We start from the raw sequence: 15546 nt of genomic DNA on the forward strand, positions 1-15546 counted from the left end.
GCAGACAGGGGTGCAAGGACTAGCGATTGCGGTACCTGGGGGCGAGAAACCTATTGGGTACTTGCTGCTGCTCCCGGTGTTCTGGCCGCGGAACTGCTTGCGCGACTTTGGCGCGAAATGCCACGCGGAGGGAACGTTCGGTGGCTGCTTGGAGAGCGGGAAAGCTGTTCAGCTAGACGCGTCGCAAGAAGTCGGAGAGGACATCGACCCCGAAGGTAAGCGACTCCAGTGGGACCCGTTCATCGACATTGTGGAACATGTCCGCAAAGTTGAACTCGGGCGGCAGCATCATCGGAGCAAATCCGTAGCCGTCGATGCCGATCTGGGAGAACATTTTATTGTCGGTGCCAGCGGGCAGTATGTACGGAAGAACCATCGCATCAGGATCCTTTCCCCGCACGGATTCCGTCATTGCCGCCATAACCGATCCGGTAGCCGGTGAGCTGATACCAGGGAGGTTTGTGACTACCTCGACTTCGATGTCGGCTCCCACCAACCGCCGAACCTCAGCTATGGCCTCGAGTTCCCCTCCTGGCAAGGCGCGAACATCCACTAGTGCTTCGGCAAGTGCGGGCACGACGTTTTGCTTCATCCCGGCGCGAAGCACCGTGGTGTTGGCTGTCACGCTCAGCCCACCCTCTATAAACCCGGCAGCATGACCTAGTGAGGCCAGGGCCTCGTGGGGACCTACTGTCTCAGGAGCCCCTAACTGCTCGCGGATGGCCCTAATGAGCACGTCAGTTGCCTCAAGCATTTGAACTGGCCAAGAATGAGCCGACAAACGCGCGACGGCTTCTGCCAGGCGGGCTATGGCTGTGGCGCCGTAGGCGCGTGAGCCGTGGCCTGCAGGGCCTCTGGCGATGAGACGGAGCCATGTGAGACTCTTCTCCCCGGTCTGAACCATGTACGCGCGACGCCCGTCGATGTCCACCGAGTAGCCGCCAACTTCGCCGATCGCAGCGATCGCACCAGAAAAGAGTTCCGGCTTGGAATCCACGAGATACTGTGCACCGAGGCGTCCTCTGTCTTCTTCGTCTGCAAGGAAAGCCAGGATTACGTCACGTTGTGGCTGCTCCCCCATGGACAGCATCTCATGCGCCGATGCGAGCATCATGGCGACCATGTTCTTCATGTCCACAGCACCACGGCCCCACAGGCATCCGTCAGCGATGACGCCACCATAGGGGTCATGGGTCCATCCCGCATCATCGGCAGGAACGACGTCAAGATGTCCATGGACGAGGATCGGCGGAAGACTACTGTCTTTCCCGGGAATTCGGCTTACCAGTGATGCCCGTCCTGCTTCTGGGGTGAACATTGTCGATGAGAGCCCCATTTGGGTCAGTTGCGACTCCACGTACTGGGCGGCGACTTCTTCCCCGCGTGATTCTCCATTGCCGTAGTTGGTAGTGTCGATTTGAATCAGATCTCGTGCAAGTGCGGCCGCGTGGGAAAGTTCTGAAGGATAGTTGCTCACTGCGGTCTCCTATCCCTGGACGTATTGATGTCCGCGGCGCACGGCAAGCCAGTAGAAGACGACGCTGAGGGCAGACAGCACAGAAATGTAAACGGGGAACACCCAATAGAGGTCATTGACCCTGAAGAACAGCAGCAAGTAGGAGGCCGTGCCTCCGAATACCGCTGCGGCGATGCCTGTCCCCAGGGATACCCCGGTGGTTCGTGCTGATTTTGGCATCAGCGACGTGGCTATGTAGTTATAGAGACCCATGTTCGAGGCCACCACTGTTCCTCCTACGAACATGACCATCGCATAGCTCCAGATTCCGGGCTGTGAATACAGGAGCATTACGAAAGAAGCTGGCACCAGCAAAACACGCAGAACAGTAAACACCCGCCCCGCTCCGTAGACATCCGCCATACGTCCGACTACGGGCCCTGCGATGATGAACAAGACCCCCATGCCCACAAGGATCAGAAAGACGAGGGCGGGGTCCTCCTTGTAGACAGTATTGGCGAGATTTGGCAGGCCCACGTTCCACGAATACGTCGCCACGGTCACGCCTGCAATCACGAAGATCACCGCGAGCAGTGCGAGCCTGACTTTCCAAACGGAGGCCCAGACCAGACCAATGCGGTCGGTTACGATGTCGAGTTCACTCGTTTCGTCCTCCGCCTTCTGAGTAAGCGTCTCCGGCAGAGTGCGCCGCAACAAAATGACGACGACGCCGAAGATACCCCCAAGAATAAAGGGAATTCTCCAACCCCAGGAAGCCAGAGCGTCGGCCGGTATAGCCAGGCTGGCCACATATGAGATGACTGCGGAACCGACGATGCCGAATTGAATAAAAGTACCGGCGACGAGGCCCAAATAGCGACCGCGTTCCCCCCGTGGTGCCAGTTGTATTGCGACCGCGTTTGCTACACCAGCTTCGACACCGGTCGACAGTCCCTGAATCAGGCGTAAGCCAACCAGAATGAAGCCTGCTGCAATGCCTATGGTCTCGGCTGTGGGCAAAATGCCCATCAGGAACGAGGTCACACACATCGTGGTGACCGAAAGGATCATCACTTTCCGATGGCTGAACCGATCCGCAAGTGGCCCTAGAAGCACCGCGCCAAGAGGCCGGGCGATAAACCCCACACCAAACACAGCCAAAGCGCTCAGCGTCGACGTGACTGGGTTGTCAGAAGGGAAGAAATGAGGACCGAGGAACGCCGCCATCAAGCCATAAATATTCCAGTCATACCATTCAAGGGCGACACCACCGCCCAATCCTGCGGTTACCCGCTTAGGAGGCCGTTCTACCTTCTGTTCGGACCCAACGGAGCTCAGTGACATGACTTCCCTAACCTGTTATGTATTAGATATTATGTTTCAGATCACATCCAAACTCATTACCGCATCCGGTGTCAATACAGGTTCTGGTTTTGGTCAAGCCGATCCGCCTTCGGCAGTCTGTATACATACTTGAGCCAGGGCAGGCTCAGACGCTCCTGTCTCTGGAAGCCTGACCGTAGCGACACACACGGAGGAAGAACGAACCCGCCCCACGCAGCAGTCATACCGCTGACTCTGTCCGGGTTTGGAGTCGTCGGCCTGCAATTCACGGAGCCGGTCCGGGCCGGGGCCTACGGGTCCACGTTGCATCAGTCCGGGGACACCACACCGAAACACTTACCACCCACGACCAGTCCCTGCCCGACAGTAACGATTGGCGACCTCGTAAGCCCATTGGGACACCTTCGAACGGACCCAAGCGCAGGTTATCGTTCAGGCGCTGCAGTCGACCACGGCAGCCCGGGAACGGTCCGTCCCGAAGCGACAGCAGTCCTCCGTAGTGACCTCGACGTCGTAACGGCCACCAAAAGCCACCTTCTAAGTCACTGGACAGAGCTGCAATAAGCGGCAGAAGCTGGCCGAAGCCGGATACGCATTTCAGCAGCCACTGGCGCGGCACTGCCCGCCGCGGATCTTATTCAAACCGGTGTCCAGGGGGTTGGGGTGTGAAACGATCAGAGCCTGCCCCAACGGCACATCAACCTTCATCCTGGACCTCCTTGCCCGAGGGATGGGACTGGATGCCGCCATCCTCGAAGTCCAGGGCCGCGGCATAGCAGAAGCAGACCCTCAGGCAGACCTCAGCGGATCGACGCTGCAACCAAAATCCGCTTACTGAGCTGTCAGCGCTGGTCGAATGTCAGCCATTTCGTGGGCGGCGGAATTCAGCGGTCGTCGCAACAATTTATGGTTCGGTCGAGGGTGAAGCCAGTGTACTCAGGTACTCGAGCGGGCTATGCCATCCGAGGACTTCTCGTGGACGCTGGTTGATCTCGGCGGCCACCATAGCGAGGTGCTCGCGGGAATGGACGCCCAGCTCCGTTCCCTTCGGGAAATTTTGCCGAAGCAAGCCATTGGTGTTCTCGTTCGAGCCGCGCTGCCAAGGACTCGCGGGGTGGCAGAAGTACACAGGGATGAGTGTCTGCCGCGTGAAATCCTGATGGCAGGCCATCTCAGTGCCCTGATCCCATGTCAGGGATCGGCGTAGGTGGGCTGGCAGCGGGTTCATGGCTTCGGCCAGTCGGTCTCGCAGGTTCTCGGCTCCGCGGTTCCCGGCCAGATGCACGAGGAGGATGAACCTGGTGGTCCGTTCGACCAGGGTGGCAATTGCAGAGCGTCCGCCCTTTCCAATGATTAAATCGCCCTCCTTACGGTGTTGTTGTGGGTGATTTCGGAGCTGTCGTAGTGTTTCGATCACCCTCGGGTGGCGGGTATGGCACTAGGTCGCCCTGCCGCTTGGACGGCTCACTGGGAATGGCTGCCCGCTGCCCGCCGATGGCTCGACCGCTGATTGAGAATTACGACATTGATCGTTGGGTAAGGACGTGCCGGCGTAGTTATCGACAGGGCCACCGTATTGGAGCTGATCGAAGGGGCCTGAACATGCCGGCATTCTGGGTAGGAATCGACTCGGGCAAAAGAGCACATCATTGCGTCGTGATCGATCAGACGGGGACCGTGCTGCTCTCGAAACGGGTCGAGAACGACGAAAACGCACTCCTCGAACTCATAGCCGCGGTCGCGGAGATCGCGGCTGACGGTGAGGCCTGTTGGGCCACTGATCTGAACTCCGGCGGAGCGGCCCTGTTGATCGAGTTGTTGGCCGCGCACGCCCAGCAGTTGCTCTATATCCCCGGGCGGATCGTGCATCACGCCGCAGCGACATATCGCGGGGATGGCAAGACCGACGCGAAAGACGCCAGGATCATCGCGGACCAGGCGCGGATGCGCACCGATCTGCAGCCCGTCCGTGGTGCGGATCAGATCAGCGCTGACCTGCGGCTCCTGACGGCCCGCCGCACGGATCTGATCTGCGACCGGGTCCGGGCAATCAACAGGCTCCGCGCCACTTTGCTGGAATACTTTCCGGCGCTCGAGCGTGCGTTCGACTACTCCAAGAAAGCACCCCTCATCCTTCTGAGCGGCTACCAAACCCCGAGGGCATCCGGCGGGCAGGGCTGACCCGGCTCGCCAGCTGGCTCAGAAAACGCGGCTGTCGTAACAGTGCCAAGATGGCCGAGAAAGCCCTGCAAGCCGCGAACTCCCAGCACACGGTCCTGCCCACACAGGCCACAGGCTCCGCCTTGGTCGTCCGGTTGGCCGAGCAGGTCAGCGCACTCGATGCTGAGATCGCGGGCATCGATGCCCAGATCACTGAGCTGTTTCGGCAGCATGACAGCGCCGATATTCTGCTCACCGTGCCTGGGTTCGGCCCTGTGCTCGCAGCAACTTTTCTCGCTAACATCGGCGGCAACCTGGACACGTTCGACTCCGTCGACCGGCTCGCAAGCGTTGCGGGCCTGGCACCGGTCCCACGTGATTCCGGACGCATTAGCGGGAATCTTCACCGACCTCGTCGCTTCAACCGCAGACTCTTGAGGACCTGTTACCTCGCCGCGCTCTCCAGCCTGAAAAACAGCCCCGCCTCGCGAATCTACTACGACCGGAAGCGCGGAGAAGGAAAGTCACATAAACAGGCCCTCATCGCCCTGGCCAGGCGCCGCATCAACGTCCTCTGGGCCATGCTCCGCGACCGTACGGCCTACCAGGACCCATTGCCCCGGATCACCGCTCAAGCGGCTTGACAGAAACATTGAGATTCCCAATGCCCGGGGACTAACCTGCCGGCGACTTCTGCAGGCCTGTCCCGAATCATGACCATGTCCGGGAAGCGCCTGGTCCGGTATTCCTTCCGGCGACGGGGGCGGCGTCCGGTCCTTCCGCTGCGCAGAGAGGCTGCGGGATCAAAGGCTAGATCCAGGCTTCCGTTGCTCTTGACGAAGTTCCCGTGCACGATCCCCTCCATCAAATCGTGGGACCAGAAAGGGCAATGGTATTCGCTTCCTCCGAGACAGGAAACATTGTCATTCAGGGAGGACGCTTCAGTCCGTTAGGGGCTGCTAGTTCGTTGCTGACGGACGTCTCGAACCTCGTACAGGCAAACGCGGTTGGCTTCATCTGAATCAAGTCGGACTGACCTCGCGCAGCGAGGCGCCAGCTATCCGCACCGCCAGCTGCCCTGATGAGCTGTCGAGCTAGGGTGGAGATGGCGCTGGGACTACGTCTGGCTTGGAAATCTCGATTGGGTCGGCGCAGAGATACCTTACGCGGCTGCCCTTGAGAATCAGTCCTGCGTCCATACCGGCAGGCATGACTCCTGGGAAAGGAGTACATCCTTCGCTCGGCATACGGGGATTGGGTTGGCGTCCGAGGGAAACCAACGATCACGATTGCTGCGGCACCGACGTCATGCGACGACAACCTCCAGAGAGATGCTCGTGTGCAGCGCCCGGCACAACCGCATGCTCATCTGACCTACACCCCCAACCTGACGTGTAGGCAGTTTGACGAGGGACGACTCAATCAGTGAACATGGCTCCGACCTTGCTCTCGAAGCGCACATCTTGCCGTGTGCCGGTGTCGGCATCAAAGGACACACGGATGGAGTGGGCACCTATCGTCACCCTTGGTCTTGGCACTGTCCGCGTTTTGTGAACACGCCAGGTCATTAGCTGGCGCGGTCGCCAAGTCACTTCGGAGCAGCCTCGTGACGATCTCCCTCCCAAGAGCTAATGCGTCTGATCAGGCATATGTGGGCGACCGGGCCGGTGCTGGGCAGTCGTGGCCATTGTCGCCGCTCACGAAGGTTCCTTGGGATGTGTGTGGGGCGGGCTGACGGGGACGGCCTCCGGGCCGTGAGGACTGGTTTGCTGGGCTTTACGCGGGAGTGAGTGCGAAGTCGTACTGTTCAATGAAGCGGGGCCGTGCGTCCAGGGCCGTGGCTGCGTTGTTCACCCAGGAGGGGTCTCGAAGGAGAGCCCTGCCGAGGAAGATAGCTTCCACGGCTTCGCTGGCTACCAATTCGCGGGCCCACGCCGGATCAGCTACGCGTCCGACGGCAGCGACGGGGACATGTGTCTCGGATTGCACCCGTGCCGCGTTGCTGACTTGGTAGTCCCTGGTATTCGGGATCCTCGCGGGGATCAGGCCACCGGATGAGCAATCCACTAGGTCGATGCCGTGTTCGTGCGCCCACTTGGTCAGTTGTACGGTGTCTTCAACGGACCATCCGGACCGGTGGTCGTTGGGGTCCTCACTGACCCAGTCCGTGGAGGACACCCGCAGGAACACGGGACGGTCTTCGGGCCATTCTTTGCGCACGGCGTCGATGACCTCGAGGACCAGTCGGGCGCGGTTTTCCAAGCTTCCGCCATACTCATCCCCGCGCTGGTTGGAGATGGGCGAGAGGAAGGAGTGCAGCAAATAGCCGTGCGCCGCGTGGACTTCAACGACCTCGAAACCGGCGCGAAGGGCGAGCCTTGCCGAACGCGCAAAGGAGTCAACGACGTCGGAGATCTGCGCCCGGGTGAGCTGTGCAGGCACTGGATTCCCGGGGAATTCCACAGCAGATGGGCCAAGCGGCTGCCAACCCCCTTCGGCCTCGCCAAGAGGTTCCCCACCCAGCCATGGCCTGTCCGTGGAGGCCTTCCGTCCTGCGTGCGCCAGTTGAATTCCGGGTACAGCCCCGCCCTGCCCAATGATGTTGACCAACCGCGCGAAGTCCCCCACCTGTTCCTCGGACCACAGCCCCAGGTCAAACGGGGTAATCCGGCCTTCGGGAACAACACCGGTCGCCTCAATCATGACCAGTCCCACCCCTCCGGCGGCCCGCGAGGCATAGTGGCCCAGATGGAAATCGTGGGGACGGCCGATCCGGTCGCCCTCGGCGTCCGCCGAATAGGTGCACATCGGCGACATCCACGCGCGGTTCGGGATGGTGAGGCCCCGGAACGTAACGGGGTCGAAAATATCAGCCATGCTGGCCTCCTCCAGAGCAGGATCATTGTTCGACAACTAACGTAGTACGATGATTGTCGTATTACCAAGTGCGTAGAACTGGAGCCAAGTCTTGGATAATCGACTCATGCGCACCCTCGAGCACCCGTCAGCCGATCAGATCAGGATCGATGACGTCCTTTCGGCGCTGGCCGATCCCATGCGTCGGCGGATCGTGACCCAACTGGCAAATGGCCATGACGACCAGGCCTGCATCGCCTTCGAGCTGCCCATCAGCAAGTCCACCTCAACGCACCACTTCCGCGTACTGCGCGAAGCTGGCGTCATCGAGCAGCGTTACCAAGGAACGGCCATCATGAACAGGCTGCGCTGCGACACTTTGGATGAGCTGTTTCCAGGGCTCTTGCGAGCCGTCCTCCTTGCCGGGCGCACCGCGCCCACCGCAGTTGACTGAATGTCCTGCGCGCCAGTTAACTGAACCGGATCCGACCGCTGGAAACGCTTCTCGCGGTCGCCCGCATGCATTCTCCCGCCCTGGAAGGCCCCCTCGTGGAGCATGACCAGAGCACGCGCAGCGCGATCGGGACGGGGATGCCCCGTGTGCGCGAGATCGCCCGTGGGCTCGCCCCGACGGCCAGGTGCGCTGATCGTCAACGGTGGCCCACACTGGGTGGGTGCGGATTGGGTATTCTTCAACGGCTTGGAGATAGCGATGACAAGGCCGCCGGCGTTCCGCTGGTTCATCCGCGGTCTGCCACACCCGCCAACACCAGGAGTCCGGGCCAGCCCGGAAATACCACCTGTATCGTCTGGGGCAGCATTCCGCACATCGTCGACCCGAGCATCATCCAGCGGCACATCGGATCCCTTGGTGGAAGGATTTAGCGAATCTGCATGGTAACTGTCGGCCGACCGTTGCAGTGTCCGGCGTCGGCTTTGACGCAACAGGAGCAATCATTTTGGTGACGCGTTCGAACCTGCGCGAGTCCAGATTTCGTCCGCCCTCTCAGCGTGGACGTCATCGGCCGCGCTTTCCGGACGCCTGCCTGCTGATTCGGGCCCATGTGGGGCATGGCCGGTGAATTCGCTCACTTTCGCCCGCTGGAGGGTCTTTCGGTTTTGAAGTTAGCCTCGCCTTGCAAGTACAGTCAAAAGGCAATTAGGAAACACATTTGTGACTTATTAGTGAGTGGGTACTGGCGTGAAAAAGAGGCTGTCGAGCTACATTGGGGCACTGGCTGCAGGGGCGGCCTTGCTGACCGTGACAGCCTGCGGAGGAGGCGCAACTGCGTCCTCGCAGCCGGAAGAGGCCAGCACCATTACCGTCGAGCACGCCCAGGGCTCCACCTCCAACGTTCCCGTGAACCCGGCCAAGGTTGTCACGTTCGATCTCGGTGTCCTGGACACCATGAACGCTCTGGGCGTCGAGCCCACCGGTGTCCCCGAAGCCAGCTACCCGGACGCGCTGAAGAAGTTCTCCGAAGCCAAGTACGCCAAGGTTGGCTCGCTTAAGGAGCCCGACTTTGAAGCCGTCAGCTCGGCAGCCCCGGACCTCATTATCATTTCCGGCCGTACCTCCGGCGCCTATGAGGAACTGAGCAAGATCGCTCCCACCATTGACCTCTCCGTAGATGCCGCCAAGCCCATGGAAAGCTTCAAGGCGCAGGCTGAGAAGCTCGGCAAGATCTTCAACAAGGAAGACGAAGTCGCCTCCAAGCTCGCCGAAGTGGACAAGACCGTCGCCGAGACGAAGGCCAAGGCAGCTGCCGCCGGCAAGGGTTTGATCGTCCTCACCTCCGGCGGCGAAGTCACCGCTTACGGCACCGGTTCCCGATTCGGCATCATCCACGACGTCCTGGGCGTCCCGACGGCGGCCGAGGTCAAGTCCGAGGGCGCCCACGGTGAAGCCGTTTCGTTCGAATACATCAAGGAAACCAACCCGGACATTCTCTACGTCATCAACCGCGACACCGCCATCGGCACCGCAGGCTCCACGGCCAACCTGATCCTGGACAACGAGCTCGTGAAGTCCACCAACGCAGCCAAGAACAACAAGATCGTCAACCTCGATCCCGCTGGCTGGTACATCGTGGGCTATGGCTTGAACAATGTCCAGGCCATGGTCACCGCGGTGGCCGACTCCGTCGCCTGACCCTGACATGACCGCAACAGCCGTGCGCGCCACGGCACCAGCACGCCGCAACCGGACGGGCGAAACCGCCCGCCTGGTTGCGGCTGCTGCCGTTGTGCTGGTGTTCGCCGTTGGCAGTATCTTTGTGGGCGTCAGCGATGTCTCGCTGCCGGCCCTGTGGGCGAACGACGCCGGGACCTGGGAAATCTTCTGGGTCTCGAGGGTGCCGCGCACCTTGGCTGTAGTCCTGGCCGGGATGGCCGTCGCCGTTGCCGGGCTGATCATGCAACTCATGGCCCGGAACCGGTTCGTGGAACCCTCCACCGTGGGGACCGTGGAATCGGCCACGCTCGGGATCCTGGTGGTGACGGTGCTGGCTCCGGAGTCCCCGATCCTCACCAAGATGATCGTGGCTTCTGTATTTGCCGTGCTCGGCACCGCGCTCTTCCTGGCGATCCTCCGCAGGCTCCCGGCCCGCAACACCCTGCTGGTCCCCCTGGTGGGCATCATGCTGGGCGGTGTCATCGGTGCCGTCACCACTTTCTTTGCCTACCGTTTCGACCTTCTACAGACCCTGAGCAACTGGATGATCGGCGACTTCTCCGGCGTGCTGCGAGGCCGGTACGAGCTGCTGTGGATCGTGGCTGTCCTTGTTTTGGTGGGCCTCTTTGCCGCGGACCGGTTCACCGTTGCCGGCATGGGGCAGGACTTCACCACCAACCTGGGCCTGAACTATGCACGCACCATGCGGCTCGGCCTGATGATCGTCTCCCTGATCTCGGCTGTTGTTGTCACAACAGTTGGCGCCGTGCCGTTTCTGGGGCTCGTGGTCCCCAACATCGTGTCACTGCTGTTCGGTGACAATCTTCGCCGCGCCGTGCCCTGGACCGCCGTCTTCGGCGCCGCGTTCGTGCTGGTCTGCGACATCATCGGACGGACCATCCGCTTCCCTTACGAGGTGCCGGTGGGCATGGTCATGTCCGTTCTGGGTGCCGTGCTGTTCCTCTTCCTGCTCCTGAGGAAACGCAATGCCTGAAACCCCTGTGTCACCGGCCGTGACGTCGTCCGGCACCCAGACAGCGGACGACGGCGCCAAGCCAGGCCGGCGGTCATGGTCGCCTACACGCTGGCGCGAGGCCATCCGAAGTACCTCGCCGGGACTGGTGATCGGCATCCTGGCGGTGACCGCCGTCGTGCTTGTTACTGTTTTCCTGACCATCGACCTCAAGGGCAGCATCGCCTACATCCTGCCGCGCCGGGCCATCAAGGTCTCCGCGATGCTGCTGGTGGCCGTCGCGGTGGGAGTCTCCACCCTTCTGTTCCAGACCGTAACGGCCAACCGGATCCTGACGCCATCCATCATGGGCTTCGATTCGCTCTACATCCTCGTGCAGACCGCCCTGGCGTTCGTGGCCGGTGCTGCCACGCTGGCCACGGCTCCATCGACGCTCAAATTCGCCCTCGAAATCCTGCTGATGGTGGGTTTCAGCGCTTTCCTGTATCGGTGGATGTTCACCGGAGCTACCCGTTCGCTGCACCTGTTGCTGTTGGTGGGGATCGTGCTCGGCACGCTGTTCCGCGGGGTTTCCTCGCTCCTGCAGCGGCTCATGGAACCCAGCGAATTCATCATCCTCCAGGACCTGTTCTTCGCAAGCTTCAACAACGTCGACCCGGGGCTCCTGGGTGTTTCCGCCGTGTTCGTGGCTGCCGTGTGCCTTGCTGTGTGGCGGATGAGGCACACCCTGGACGTGCTGGCGCTCGGCCGTGAGGTAGCTATCAACGTCGGTGTGGACCACAAGCGAGTGGTGATGCGCATGCTGCTGGCATGCTCGTTGCTGGTGGCCATTTCCACAGCGCTGGTGGGTCCGGTGACGTTCTTCGGGCTCCTGGTGGTCAGTCTCGGCTACCAGCTCTGCCGCGGATTCCGGCACGCGCGGCTGCTGCCGATCGTGGTGCTCATCGGTGCGATTGCCTTGGTGGGTGGCCAGTTACTGCTGGAACGGGTGTTCGGTTTCGCCACCGCGCTGAGCGTCATCATCGAGTTCACCGGCGGCCTTCTCTTCCTCTACCTCTTGCTGAAAGGTTCGCTGAAATGACCGGGGTCCGTCCATGATCGCCGTCCGGAACGTCACCAAGCGCTACGGCCGCTCCACCGTGCTGGACGAGGTCAGGTGCGATATTCCCCGCGGCGGCATCACGTCCATCATCGGCCCCAACGGTGCGGGCAAGTCCACGCTGCTGGCGATGATCAGCCGACTGCAGCCCATGGATGGCGGGGGCGTGTCGGTGGCTGGCCTGGACGTCACGGCGACGCCCAGCAAGGACCTGGCCAAGACCATGGCCATCCTGCGGCAGGAAAACCACCTGACCATGCGGCTCACGGTCCGCGACCTGGTGGCGTTTGGGCGTTTCCCGCACAGCGGCGGCCGGCCGACGGTGGAGGACCTTGTACATGTGGACCAGGCCATCGGGCGGCTGGACCTTGCCTCCATGGCGGACAAGTTTGTGGATGAGCTGTCCGGCGGGCAGCGCCAGCGGGCCTACATCGCGATGGTCCTGGCGCAGGACACCGAATACCTGCTGCTCGATGAACCCCTCAACAACCTGGACATGAAGCACTCCGTGGAGATGATGCGCCTGCTGCGGCGTCTGGCCGACGAGCTTGGCAAGACCATCGTCCTGGTGGTCCACGACATCAACTTCGCTTCCTGCTACTCGGATACCATCCTGGCCATGAAGGACGGAAAGGTCATTCACCAGGGCACACCAGCGGAGATCATGAGCGCCGGAATGCTGCACGACGTTTACGGCATCGACATCCGCATCGAGGAAATCGACGGCAACCGCATCGGCGTCTACTTCACCTAAAAAGGAGCCTTCGGCTGGTACGAGTTCACCTGCTGGCATGGCGTCCCCATCCACCAGCGCCTTGACAGAACCAGAACCCTGCCCTTCACTCCGAGGCACATAGGTACCCGTTCCCGACCCGTGCAGACTTTTTCGTCAGGTGTTCTCGGTGGGTGGCGGAGACCAACCACGCGAGGGGCGGCTCTCCGAGGAAACCAACGTGTTCCGTTTTGAGCCCTTACCGCTGGGGTTGCCCGTGTGCAGCGGCTGCCTGAACGCCAGATCGGGCAGCGCGAAGGACCAGCCGAGCGCGTTCGACCCGCTGCCCGAATATATGCTTCCTGCCCAACAGAAAGGGACATATTCTTCACGTTGAACGTGTGAACCGGTTCCTGCGTGGTGGACCGGCTGAATGGATGGACTGTGAGGGTCTGCGCCTGGGACATGGGCCGGCCGCCCAAACCGCAAGTACGTTTAGACGATTTCTCCGGAGGGCGACTTCAGCCGAGTCGATGCGTTGACGGCCAGACGAACTTTCTCTGATTCGCCGTGGGGGACAAACTCAACGAACTGGTTGGACTCACCGGAAGCCGCCGCATCGATGCGTTTCTGGATGTACGGCACTTCATAACTGGGGACCGGGTAGGTCCTGTCGTTGTCGATCAGGGTCCACGTCTGCACGGTCATCGATTAAGGCTACGTCGCGCCGAACGGGCCTGCAACCGGATGCCCTGCGCGCTTTGGTGCCGGGCATTGCCCGCCGAGCAGTGGGACCTTCAGCGGCCCTAACCGGAACTCTCCGCACGCCCATGAGACCATCCCGACGTGCGCGACAGTCCTCCACCGATCGATACACGTTGACAGGGTTCCCCAAACCACCTCGCATTCTCTGGCTTCTTCGTTGAATCCCGCCCAGTTCTGATTGCGAGAGCACAATTTGTGTCTGATCACCGGCGCCCTGCCCATCGTTTCCTTCAGTCAACAGCGGTAAAGATCGTTGGCTGCAAAGAACAGCTATCTCTCCACCCGGTAAAGGCTCACAACCAAGCGTGCAGGGCTTCCACTCGCAACAAATGTCCCCTCGCCTTCAACGGATCTGAAAGCTAGAAGTACACCCCAACCTGACGTCAGGCACCAAGCCTTAAAGCCGTCAGGTTAGGGTGCCGAATCGGCTTTCTGGGCAGCCCTTGGTGGGAGTCTTAGAGTTCAACCTGACACTCGTCGCCCACGAGTCGGCGGAGCAGTTCCTCAGCAACGGCTTCAATCTGCGACTGTCGCGAAGGGGCGCCCGCCGCCTCATCTACCCCCCACCAACCGCCCGCCGGTACCCACTCGGCGTGAATCCCAGGTACTTCCGGAAGTCATTCGTGAGATGGGCATGGTCGGCGTAGCCAAGCTCAGCAGCGATCGCCGCCAGATCCGCTGAAGCGTCCAACCGTGCCCGCTCGGCCGCGTCCTGCAAACGACGACGCCGGATCAGCGCCGCCGGGCTAAGTCCGATGTACTTCCGCGCCACCCGCTGCAACGTTCGTGGCGATACGGCCAGCACCGCAGCCGCGTCCTCCAAACGGAGAACGGACGGATCGGAAGCCAAGAGATCCATCATCCGGTTGGCGAGCAGCGCCTCCTCGGACACCCCGGACCCGGCAAACAAGGCCAACCAGTGAACAAACGCGTCCACCGCGCGCTCCCGGCGAGCGCCGCCGTCGTCGGCATCCGAAGGCGAAGGCGACATCGCCGCCGTGACAGTACGGTGAAGTTCGACGGCGGCAAAGGCCACTTCCGCGTCTCGGACTCCACGGGGGTCGGCCGTGAAAAGCGGGACGGCAGCGGGCCGCAGCAGCGCGCCTACCGCCCATCCACGCCCGGAGAGGTCTTGGTGTCCCACCCGCGTGGTCGGGCCGGCGAAATCCACGCGCTCAAGTCCCACCACAAGGTTGCAGGCAGGGTAGGCGATCACGTGCTGCCGTGAAGTACGGCCGGGCTCGATGTCCCACTCCGGAATCCAGAACCACTGGACCAGGTGCTCCACCGCGGAAGGTGCGGGGAGCCGGTGGAACGTGGGCAAGCGGGCGGGATACAGGACTCCTTTGAATAAATGATCCATACCCACCCTCGAACAAGAGTTGTCGCAAATCTCCAAGCGATCCCAACGCGCCAAGGCGTAGCGTCAAGACATGACCGATACTACAAGCACCGAATCAACCACGGCCGCCCACGGGGAGCACACCGTCCACGGAGTTCCCAAGGGCCTCACCAGCCTCACCCCGTTCCTCGCAGTCAGGAACGCAAAGGCGGCCATCGACTTCTATAAAGACGTGTTCGGCGCGCGCGTCGTGGGCACCACGGAGATGGGTGGCGTGGTGGTCCATGCCGAACTCGACTTCGGCAACGGCCACCTGCAGCTCGGGGAGCCGAGCCCCGATTACCACCTTGTCCCCGCGCCGGAAGGCGAGGACGACTGCTATTCCATGGGACTCTATTGCGCGGACGCTCACGGCTTGGTCCAGCGCGCGGAGCAAGCCGGCGCCACCGTGCGCGAACCGCTCAGCACGTTCGTTTCAGGCGACCGCTACGCCAGCATCCGCGATCCCTTCGGCGTGCGCTGGTCCATCATGACGCGCGTCGAGGACTTGTCCGAAGAGGAAAGCAACCGCCGCGTCGAGGAATGGGCCGCGAATCAAGGCTAAACAACAAGACCAAAAAAGGGCCCGGTACTGCCGAATGCAGTACCGGGCCCTCCGCGTAACCA

13 protein-coding genes and 3 pseudogenes are annotated in these 15546 nt (G+C 61.6%); 9 read left to right on the forward strand and 7 right to left on the reverse strand.

Annotated elements, in window-relative coordinates; all coding sequences use genetic code 11:
* Positions 1-172: 172 nt before the first annotated feature.
* Entirely contained in the window at positions 173-1477 is a 1305-nt protein-coding gene (locus tag ACIQTZ_RS18800; RefSeq protein WP_402946544.1) for a M20/M25/M40 family metallo-hydrolase, read from the reverse strand.
* 9 nt (positions 1478-1486) lie between these two features.
* Entirely contained in the window at positions 1487-2800 is a 1314-nt protein-coding gene (locus tag ACIQTZ_RS18805) for an MFS transporter (RefSeq protein WP_402946542.1), read from the reverse strand.
* Between the two features lie 646 nt (positions 2801-3446).
* Between ACIQTZ_RS18805 and ACIQTZ_RS18810 the strand changes: the two genes are divergently transcribed.
* Positions 3447-3638, forward strand: a complete 192-nt coding sequence (locus tag ACIQTZ_RS18810; protein ID WP_402946540.1) for a hypothetical protein — start codon at positions 3447-3449, stop codon at positions 3636-3638.
* A gap of 66 nt (positions 3639-3704) precedes the next feature.
* Here the strand turns inward: ACIQTZ_RS18810 and ACIQTZ_RS18815 are convergent.
* A pseudogene (locus ACIQTZ_RS18815) lies at positions 3705-4166 on the reverse strand (IS30 family transposase); the annotation flags it as partial.
* Positions 4167-4402: 236 nt separating this feature from the next.
* Here ACIQTZ_RS18815 and ACIQTZ_RS18820 point away from each other — a divergent pair.
* Positions 4403-5604 (forward strand): annotated as a pseudogene (locus ACIQTZ_RS18820) (IS110 family transposase).
* A 14-nt stretch (positions 5605-5618) separates the two neighbouring features.
* On the opposite strand, the pseudogene ACIQTZ_RS18825 reads toward ACIQTZ_RS18820, so the two are convergent.
* Positions 5619-5759, reverse strand: a pseudogene (locus ACIQTZ_RS18825) (IS30 family transposase); the annotation flags it as partial.
* A gap of 72 nt (positions 5760-5831) precedes the next feature.
* On the opposite strand from ACIQTZ_RS18825, the gene ACIQTZ_RS18830 reads away from it, so the two are divergent.
* Positions 5832-5981 (forward strand): hypothetical protein, encoded by a 150-nt coding sequence (locus tag ACIQTZ_RS18830; protein ID WP_402982823.1) that lies wholly within the window; start codon positions 5832-5834, stop codon positions 5979-5981.
* A 755-nt stretch (positions 5982-6736) separates the two neighbouring features.
* Here ACIQTZ_RS18830 and ACIQTZ_RS18835 read toward each other — a convergent pair.
* Positions 6737-7837, reverse strand: a complete 1101-nt coding sequence (locus ACIQTZ_RS18835) for an NADH:flavin oxidoreductase/NADH oxidase (RefSeq protein ID WP_402946536.1) — start codon at positions 7835-7837, stop codon at positions 6737-6739.
* Between the two features lie 106 nt (positions 7838-7943).
* On the opposite strand from ACIQTZ_RS18835, the gene ACIQTZ_RS18840 reads away from it, so the two are divergent.
* The 5 genes from ACIQTZ_RS18840 (at position 7944) to ACIQTZ_RS18860 (ending at position 12815) form a co-directional block, all read left to right on the forward strand.
* Positions 7944-8270 carry an ArsR/SmtB family transcription factor gene (locus tag ACIQTZ_RS18840; RefSeq protein WP_402946534.1) on the forward strand — a complete coding sequence of 109 codons (327 nt, stop codon included), beginning with the start codon at positions 7944-7946 and terminating at the stop codon, positions 8268-8270.
* A gap of 747 nt (positions 8271-9017) precedes the next feature.
* Complete coding sequence (locus ACIQTZ_RS18845) at positions 9018-9968, forward strand: siderophore ABC transporter substrate-binding protein (protein WP_402946532.1); 951 nt, start codon at positions 9018-9020, stop codon at positions 9966-9968.
* Between the two features lie 7 nt (positions 9969-9975).
* A complete protein-coding gene (locus ACIQTZ_RS18850; protein ID WP_402946530.1) occupies positions 9976-10983 on the forward strand; it encodes an ABC transporter permease in 1008 nt (335 codons plus the stop codon).
* Positions 10976-12043 (forward strand): iron chelate uptake ABC transporter family permease subunit, encoded by a 1068-nt coding sequence (locus tag ACIQTZ_RS18855; RefSeq protein ID WP_402946528.1) that lies wholly within the window; start codon positions 10976-10978, stop codon positions 12041-12043. The genes ACIQTZ_RS18850 and ACIQTZ_RS18855 overlap by 8 nt, the downstream gene beginning before the upstream one ends.
* A gap of 13 nt (positions 12044-12056) precedes the next feature.
* Complete coding sequence (locus ACIQTZ_RS18860; RefSeq protein ID WP_402946526.1) at positions 12057-12815, forward strand: ABC transporter ATP-binding protein; 759 nt, start codon at positions 12057-12059, stop codon at positions 12813-12815.
* 453 nt (positions 12816-13268) lie between these two features.
* Here ACIQTZ_RS18860 and ACIQTZ_RS18865 read toward each other — a convergent pair whose 3' ends face one another.
* Both ACIQTZ_RS18865 and ACIQTZ_RS18870 read right to left on the reverse strand, forming a co-directional pair.
* Positions 13269-13481, reverse strand: a complete 213-nt coding sequence (locus ACIQTZ_RS18865; protein ID WP_402946524.1) for a hypothetical protein — start codon at positions 13479-13481, stop codon at positions 13269-13271.
* A 613-nt stretch (positions 13482-14094) separates the two neighbouring features.
* Positions 14095-14901: a helix-turn-helix domain-containing protein gene (locus ACIQTZ_RS18870; protein ID WP_402982796.1), complete on the reverse strand. Its 807-nt coding sequence runs from the start codon at positions 14899-14901 to the stop codon at positions 14095-14097.
* A gap of 70 nt (positions 14902-14971) precedes the next feature.
* Here ACIQTZ_RS18870 and ACIQTZ_RS18875 point away from each other — a divergent pair, with 70 nt between their 5' ends.
* The gene (locus ACIQTZ_RS18875) at positions 14972-15484 is read left to right on the forward strand and encodes a VOC family protein (protein ID WP_402982797.1); all 513 of its coding nucleotides are present in this window, start codon (positions 14972-14974) and stop codon (positions 15482-15484) included.
* The last annotated feature ends 62 nt before the right edge of the window (positions 15485-15546 follow it).

It is taken from the genome of Paenarthrobacter sp. NPDC090520 (genome assembly GCF_044769205.1).
GTDB lineage: Bacteria > Actinomycetota > Actinomycetes > Actinomycetales > Micrococcaceae > Arthrobacter.